General features: G+C 43.8%; 7 protein-coding genes. All 7 read left to right on the top strand.

Translation table 11 applies throughout. The features are described from left to right. Positions 1–677 (top strand): butyrate kinase (gene buk, locus LD39_RS07770; protein ID WP_035544861.1); only part of this gene is annotated, 677 nt, incomplete at its 5' end. Positions 678–693: 16 nt separating this feature from the next. Continuing rightward, positions 694–2,115 carry a dihydrolipoyl dehydrogenase gene (gene lpdA, locus LD39_RS07775; protein WP_035544864.1) on the top strand — a complete coding sequence of 474 codons (1,422 nt, stop codon included), beginning with the start codon at positions 694–696 and terminating at the stop codon, positions 2,113–2,115. Between the two features lie 22 nt (positions 2,116–2,137). Further along, the gene (locus tag LD39_RS07780; protein WP_035544868.1) at positions 2,138–3,130 is read left to right on the top strand and encodes a thiamine pyrophosphate-dependent dehydrogenase E1 component subunit alpha; all 993 of its coding nucleotides are present in this window, start codon (positions 2,138–2,140) and stop codon (positions 3,128–3,130) included. A gap of 15 nt (positions 3,131–3,145) precedes the next feature. Further along, entirely contained in the window at positions 3,146–4,129 is a 984-nt protein-coding gene (locus tag LD39_RS07785) for an alpha-ketoacid dehydrogenase subunit beta (protein ID WP_035544866.1), read from the top strand. 17 nt (positions 4,130–4,146) lie between these two features. Continuing rightward, positions 4,147–5,457 carry a dihydrolipoamide acetyltransferase family protein gene (locus tag LD39_RS07790; protein WP_035544867.1) on the top strand — a complete coding sequence of 437 codons (1,311 nt, stop codon included), beginning with the start codon at positions 4,147–4,149 and terminating at the stop codon, positions 5,455–5,457. Positions 5,458–5,629: 172 nt separating this feature from the next. Beyond that, complete coding sequence (locus tag LD39_RS07795) at positions 5,630–6,067, top strand: BrxA/BrxB family bacilliredoxin (RefSeq protein WP_035544869.1); 438 nt, start codon at positions 5,630–5,632, stop codon at positions 6,065–6,067. 78 nt (positions 6,068–6,145) lie between these two features. Beyond that, on the top strand, positions 6,146–6,345 hold a 200-nt coding region (locus tag LD39_RS22040; RefSeq protein WP_231572532.1), incomplete at its 3' end, for an aromatic acid exporter family protein.

The raw sequence follows: 6,345 nt of genomic DNA on the forward strand, positions 1-6,345 counted from the left end.
TCCATGATGTAGCCCGCGTTTCAGGTGTGCCTGAAATACCAAGGAAAAGCATTTTCCATGCGCTAAACCAAAAAGCGGTAGCTAGAAGAGCTGCAAAAGACCTGCAAATGTCCTACAAAGAATCCCGCCTTATTGTAACCCACATGGGGGGAGGGATTACGGTCGGTGCCCATGCAAATGGACGAGTCATCGATGTGAATAACGGGCTTCATGGTGATGGTCCTTTTTCTCCTGAGCGTGCCGGAACCGTTCCTGCAGGTGATCTCGTTTCCTTATGTTATTCAGGGCAATACTATCGTGATGAGGTCATGAAAAAGCTGGTCGGTCAAGGCGGACTGATGGCTTACCTTGATACGAATGATGCGAGAGAGGTCGAGAAAATGATTAAACATGGCGATAAAAAAGCAAAACTTGTCTTTGATGCCATGGCTTATCAGATTGCTAAAGAAATTGGCAGCATGAGTTCTGTATTACAAGGTAAGGTCGATGCCATCGCATTAACCGGTGGGCTTGCTTACGGTAAAGACTTTGTCGAGGAAATTTCAAAGCGCGTCCACTGGATTGCCGACGTTCTTGTCTATCCTGGTGAAAACGAATTAGAAGCACTTAATGAAGGAACACTCCGTATTTTGAACAATGAGGAAGTTCCTAAACAATATCCTAATTTTGCAGAATAGGAAGGAGAGTCCTTAAATGGCTCAAGAATACGATTTAGTTGTTCTCGGTGGAGGGACAGGCGGTTATGTTGCAGCCATCCGTGCCTCGAAGCTGGGGTTGAAAGTAGCAATGGTTGAGAAGCGTGAGCTTGGAGGGACATGTTTACACAGAGGATGCATTCCTTCTAAAGCTTTGCTTCGCAGTGCGGAGGTTTTCCGTCAGACAAAGGAAGCAGATGAGTTTGGTGTAACGACTGAACCACCGACTTTAAATTTCTCTAAGGTACAGGAACGGAAGCAATCCATAGTGGACACATTACATAAAGGTGTTCAAGGTTTAATGAAAAAAGGGAAAATCGATGTTTATGAGGGATTCGGCCGTATTTTAGGCCCTTCTATTTTTTCTCCAACAGCAGGAACAATTTCTGTTGAAATGAATAACGGGGAAGAAAATGAAATGCTTATCCCTAAAAATGTATTGGTTGCAACGGGGTCAAGCCCGAAATCTTTGCCCGGACTTGAGGTTGATGGTGACTTTGTCATGACTTCAGATGAAGCGTTGCAAATGAAAGAGCTTCCTGAATCTATCATCATCGTAGGCGGTGGTGTCATAGGGATTGAGTGGGCATCGATGCTGTCAGATTTTGGTGTCGAAGTGACAGTCCTGGAATATCTTCCGCAGATTTTACCTACAGAGGATCAAGACGTATCTAAAGAAATGCAGAAACAAATGAAAAAGAAAGGGGTCAATGTCATCACAGGTGCTAAAGTGATGCCTGAAACCCTTGGGAAAAATCAAGGCGTATCCATCCAAGCGGAAGTCGGTGGAGAAACGGTCACTTATGAAGCAGCAAAAATGCTTGTTTCTGTAGGGAGAGCGGCAAACGTTACAAATATAGGATTAGAGAATACAGACATTATAGTCGAAAATGGTGTTATAAAAACGAATCAATATTATCAAACGAAAGAAACCCACATTTATGCAATTGGTGATGTCATCGGCGGCATGCAGCTTGCTCATGTTGCTTCTCATGAAGGTATCATTGCAGTCGAGCATATGGCTGACAAAAAACCTCACCCAATGAATCCCGAACAGGTGCCAACGTGCATTTATTCTAATCCTGAGGTAGCAAGTGTCGGACTAACGGAGGCACAAGCCAAAGAACAGGGATATGAAGTTAAGGTCGGAAAATTCCCGTTCCAGGCTATCGGAAAGGCATTAGTTTATGGCGAAACAGATGGGTTTGTAAAAATTGTTGCAGATAAAAATTCGGATGATTTGCTGGGTGTACACATGGTTGGACCTCATGTAACTGACATGATATCTGAAGCTGGTCTTGCGAAAGTATTAGACGCCACCCCTTGGGAAATTGCAGAAAGTATCCACCCACACCCAACGCTGGCTGAGGCAATAGGTGAAGCAGCGATGGCCGTTGATGGGAACCAAATTCACGGGTAAAGATTAAAGGAGGGAATAGATGATGGCTGAAAATCGCCATAAATCATTAGGTTTAAGTGATGAAGAAGTTTTAGACATGTTCCGGACGATGCTGCTTGCGAGAAAAATTGATGAACGGATGTGGTTATTGAACCGAGCGGGTAAGATTCCATTCGTTATCTCCTGTCAAGGGCAAGAAGCGGCTCAAGTAGGTGCCTCTTATGCTCTAGATAGAGAAAAGGATTATGCCCTTCCCTACTATCGGGATATGGGTGTAGTACTTTCCTTCGGTATGACCGCCAAGGATCTAATGCTGTCAGGGTTTGCCAAAGCGGAAGATCCGAACTCAGGTGGAAGGCAAATGCCGGGGCACTTCGGCCAGAAGGAGAACCGTATTGTGACAGGCTCCTCGCCTGTAACCACTCAAGTACCTCATGCTGTGGGTATTGCTCTGGCTGGGAAGATGGAGAAAAAAGATTTTGTCTCTATCGTAACCTTCGGTGAAGGATCGTCCAACCAGGGAGATTTTCACGAAGGTGCAAACTTCGCAGGGGTTCATAAACTGCCCGTCATTTTTATGGTCGAAAATAATAAATATGCGATTTCTGTCCCAGTGGCGAAACAATTGGCTTGTGAAAAAGTGTCTGATCGTGCGATCGGTTACGGCATGCCTGGATATACAGTAGATGGCAATGATCCATTGGCTGTGTATGAAGCTGTGAAAGCTGCGGCCGATCGTGGACGAAATGGCGAAGGTCCTACGCTTATAGAAACGGTATCCTATCGTTTAACCCCACACTCGAGTGATGATGATGACCGTACTTATCGTGAGCGAGAAGAAGTCGAAGAAGCGAAGAAAAAGGATTCGATCTTAACTTTTGCTGACTATTTACGTGAACAAAATATTTTAACAGAAGAAAAAGAAGATGAGTTGAATAAGGAACTTGATCAATTAGTCAATGAAGCTACAGACTATGCTGAAAATGCAGCGTATGCTGAGGCTGAATCCGCATTGAACTATGTTTATGAAGAGTAAGGAGGGGGAGACAACATGGCAGTAATATCTTATATTCAAGCTGTAACTCAGGCATTAAGAGAAGAAATGCAACGTGATGAAAAAGTATTTGTCTTAGGCGAAGATGTCGGGAAACGTGGCGGTGTGTTCCGTGCGACAGATGGCCTTTATGATGAATTCGGAAAAGACCGTGTATTAGATACGCCTCTGGCAGAGTCTGCAATTGCAGGTGTCGGTATCGGAGCAGCGATGTACGGAATGCGTCCAGTTGCAGAAATGCAGTTCGCTGACTTTATTATGCCAGCTGTAAACCAAATCATTTCAGAAGCTGCGAAAATTCGTTATCGCTCTAACAATGACTGGAGTGCACCAATTACAATCCGTGCTCCATACGGCGGTGGTGTACATGGTGCATTGTATCATTCCCAATCCGTTGAAGCGGTGTTCGCAAACCAGCCAGGTCTTAAAATTGTCATGCCTTCCACTCCTTATGATGTGAAGGGTCTATTAAAGGCGTCTATTCGTGATAACGATCCAGTTCTATTTTTTGAACATAAACGGGCTTATCGTTTAATTAAAGGAGAAGTTCCTGAGGAAGATTACACATTGCCGATCGGTAAGGCAGATGTAAAACGAGAAGGTTCCGACATTACGGTTATTACTTATGGTTTGTGTGTCCACTTTGCACTGCAAGCAGCTGAAAAGCTTGCTGAAGAGGGCATCGATGCCCATATTCTTGACCTGAGGACCGTTTACCCTCTGGATAAAGAAGGAATCATCGAAGCTGCTTCAAAAACCGGAAAAGTCCTACTTGTAACAGAAGATAACAAAGAAGGCGGCATCATTTCCGAAGTATCTGCGATTATTAGTGAAAATTGCTTATTCGATTTAGATGCACCTGTTCAACGTTTAGCAGGGCCAGATGTCCCATCTATGCCTTATGCTCCAACCATGGAGAAATACTTTATGATGAATCCCGATAAAGTTGAAAAAGCGATGCGTGACCTCGCTGAATTTTAATTGAAGGAGGAGTTCCAGTGGGTTTAGAAAAAATCAATATGCCTCAGCTTGGTGAAAGTGTCACCGAAGGAACGATCAGCACATGGCTCGTCCAACCAGGCGATCAAGTCAATAAATATGATCCAATCGCTGAAGTCATGACTGATAAAGTAAACGCAGAAGTCCCGTCTTCCTTTACAGGAGTGATTAAAGAGTTAGTCGCTCAGGAGGGCGATACAATTGAAGTAGGCGATCTCATGTGCCATATAGAGGTAGAAGGAGCAGGTTCTGAATCCAAACCTGAATCGCCAACTCCAAAACATGAACCTCCTGAAGAAACAACGGAGCAGCCTAAACAGCCTGAAACAACCAAAAAAGAAAGCAAGCCAAAACAAGATAAGGGGAGCAAGAAGCGCTACTCACCTGCTGTTATGACACTTGCGCAAGACCATGATGTCGACTTGAATCAGGTCGAAGGTTCTGGTCGCGGCGGCCGTATTACACGTAAAGACATTGAGAAAATCATTGAGAGCGGAGACATACCGACAGCCGATCAAGCACCTGCATCCGAACCACAAAGCGAAGCGAAAAAAGCTCCAGCATCTGCTCCTGAAAAACCAGCAGTCTCATCGAATGTACAAGCAGGTGAGGGGGATATCGAAATCCCTGTCACGGGTGTACGTAAAGCGATTGCTGCAAACATGGTCAAGTCGAAAACCGAAATTCCGCACGCCTGGATGATGGTCGAAGTCGACGTCACGAATCTTGTCGAACTTCGTAACGCGAAGAAAAACAAGTTCAAACAGCAAGAAGGGTACAGCCTTACGTATTTCGCTTTCTTTGTGAAAGCTGTTGCTCAGGCACTGAAAGAATACCCTCAGCTAAACAGCATGTGGGCAGGCGACAAAATCATTCAGAAGAAAGCAATCAATTTGAATATTGCAGTGGCGAAGGAAGATCAATTGTTCGTCCCTGTCATTCGTGATGCAGATGAGAAAAGTATTAAAGGTATTGCGAAAGATATTACAGAGCTTGCGAATAAGGCACGTCAAGGTAAACTGACTTCTCAAGATATGGAAGGCGGAACGTTTACCGTTAACAATACCGGTTCATTTGGTTCTGTACAATCCATGGGCGTAATCAATCACCCGCAGGCAGCCATTTTACAAGTAGAATCAATCGTGAAGAAACCGGTCTTCCAAAACGGAATGTTCGGTGCGCGTGATATGGTGAACCTGTGTCTTTCTCTTGACCACCGAGTCCTTGATGGTCTTGTAGCGGGGAATTTCCTTGCAAGAGTAAAAGAAATCCTTGAGAAAATGTCTGAAGAGAATACATCTATTTATTAATAGTAAATAGACTGCTGCTTCTCACAGCTGTGGGAAGCAGTTTTTTATTTAAATGGATTCTATAATAAAGGCGGGCTTAAATCAGTAAAAGCACTGGTAAAGGCTGACTTTACGTTTGAAAGCCTATGAAGAACTTGGTAAAATGTTCAGTAGTACATCAAGTAAAGGAGCCATGCAGATGGATTTTAATATTTTCATGAATGACGTTGTCACACAAGCTCGTGATGAAATATCCAAAGCGGGATATACAGAATTAACAACACCTGAAGAGGTTGATGAAGCACTGAATAAAGATGGAACCACCCTTGTTATGATTAACTCTGTGTGTGGTTGTGCAGGAGGAATAGCTCGTCCGGCAGCCTCACATGCGATCCATTATGATAAGCGTCCAGATCACTTAGTAACTGTATTTGCCGGTCAGGATCGGGAAGCTACGAATCGTGCGAGAGAATACTTTGAAGGATACCCACCTTCTTCCCCATCCTTTGCACTTTTAAAAGATGGGAAAATCCAAACGATGATTGAAAGACATGATATTGAAGGTTTTGATCCAATGGATGTCATCGGAAAGCTTCAACGCAGTTTTGAAGAGTATTGCGAAGAAGTTTAATTAAGATTTAAGGGGATCTTTGTTAAGGCAAAGGTCCCTTTTTTCGTCAACATATTAAATTTTTGAGGTGAAAAGGCTGTGAAGATTGGATATCGCACGATTAAAACAGCTATAGGAACTCCATTTGCCATTTGGGTCGCACAAATGCTTCAGTTAGATAACTTCGCATCTGCTGGAATCCTAACTATACTTTGTATTCAGATCACTAGAAAACGCTCTTTTCTTTCGGCCTGGCACCGTTTCTCTGCCTGCATAGTAGCTATGGTTTTTTCGTTTGT

The sequence above is a fragment of the Halobacillus sp. BBL2006 genome, assembly GCF_000786645.1.
Classification (GTDB): Bacteria; Bacillota; Bacilli; order Bacillales; family Halobacillaceae; genus Halobacillus.

Bases quoted from the DNA above. Each gene is read 5' to 3' on its own strand.
- lpdA (WP_035544864.1), top strand. From the start codon at position 694: ATGGCTCAAGAATACGATTTAGTTGTTCTCGGTGGAGGGACAGGCGGT.
- LD39_RS07780 (WP_035544868.1), top strand. From the start codon at position 2,138: ATGGCTGAAAATCGCCATAAATCATTAGGTTTAAGTGATGAAGAAGTT.
- LD39_RS07785 (WP_035544866.1), top strand. From the start codon at position 3,146: ATGGCAGTAATATCTTATATTCAAGCTGTAACTCAGGCATTAAGAGAA.
- LD39_RS07795 (WP_035544869.1), top strand. From the start codon at position 5,630: ATGCAGATGGATTTTAATATTTTCATGAATGACGTTGTCACACAAGCT.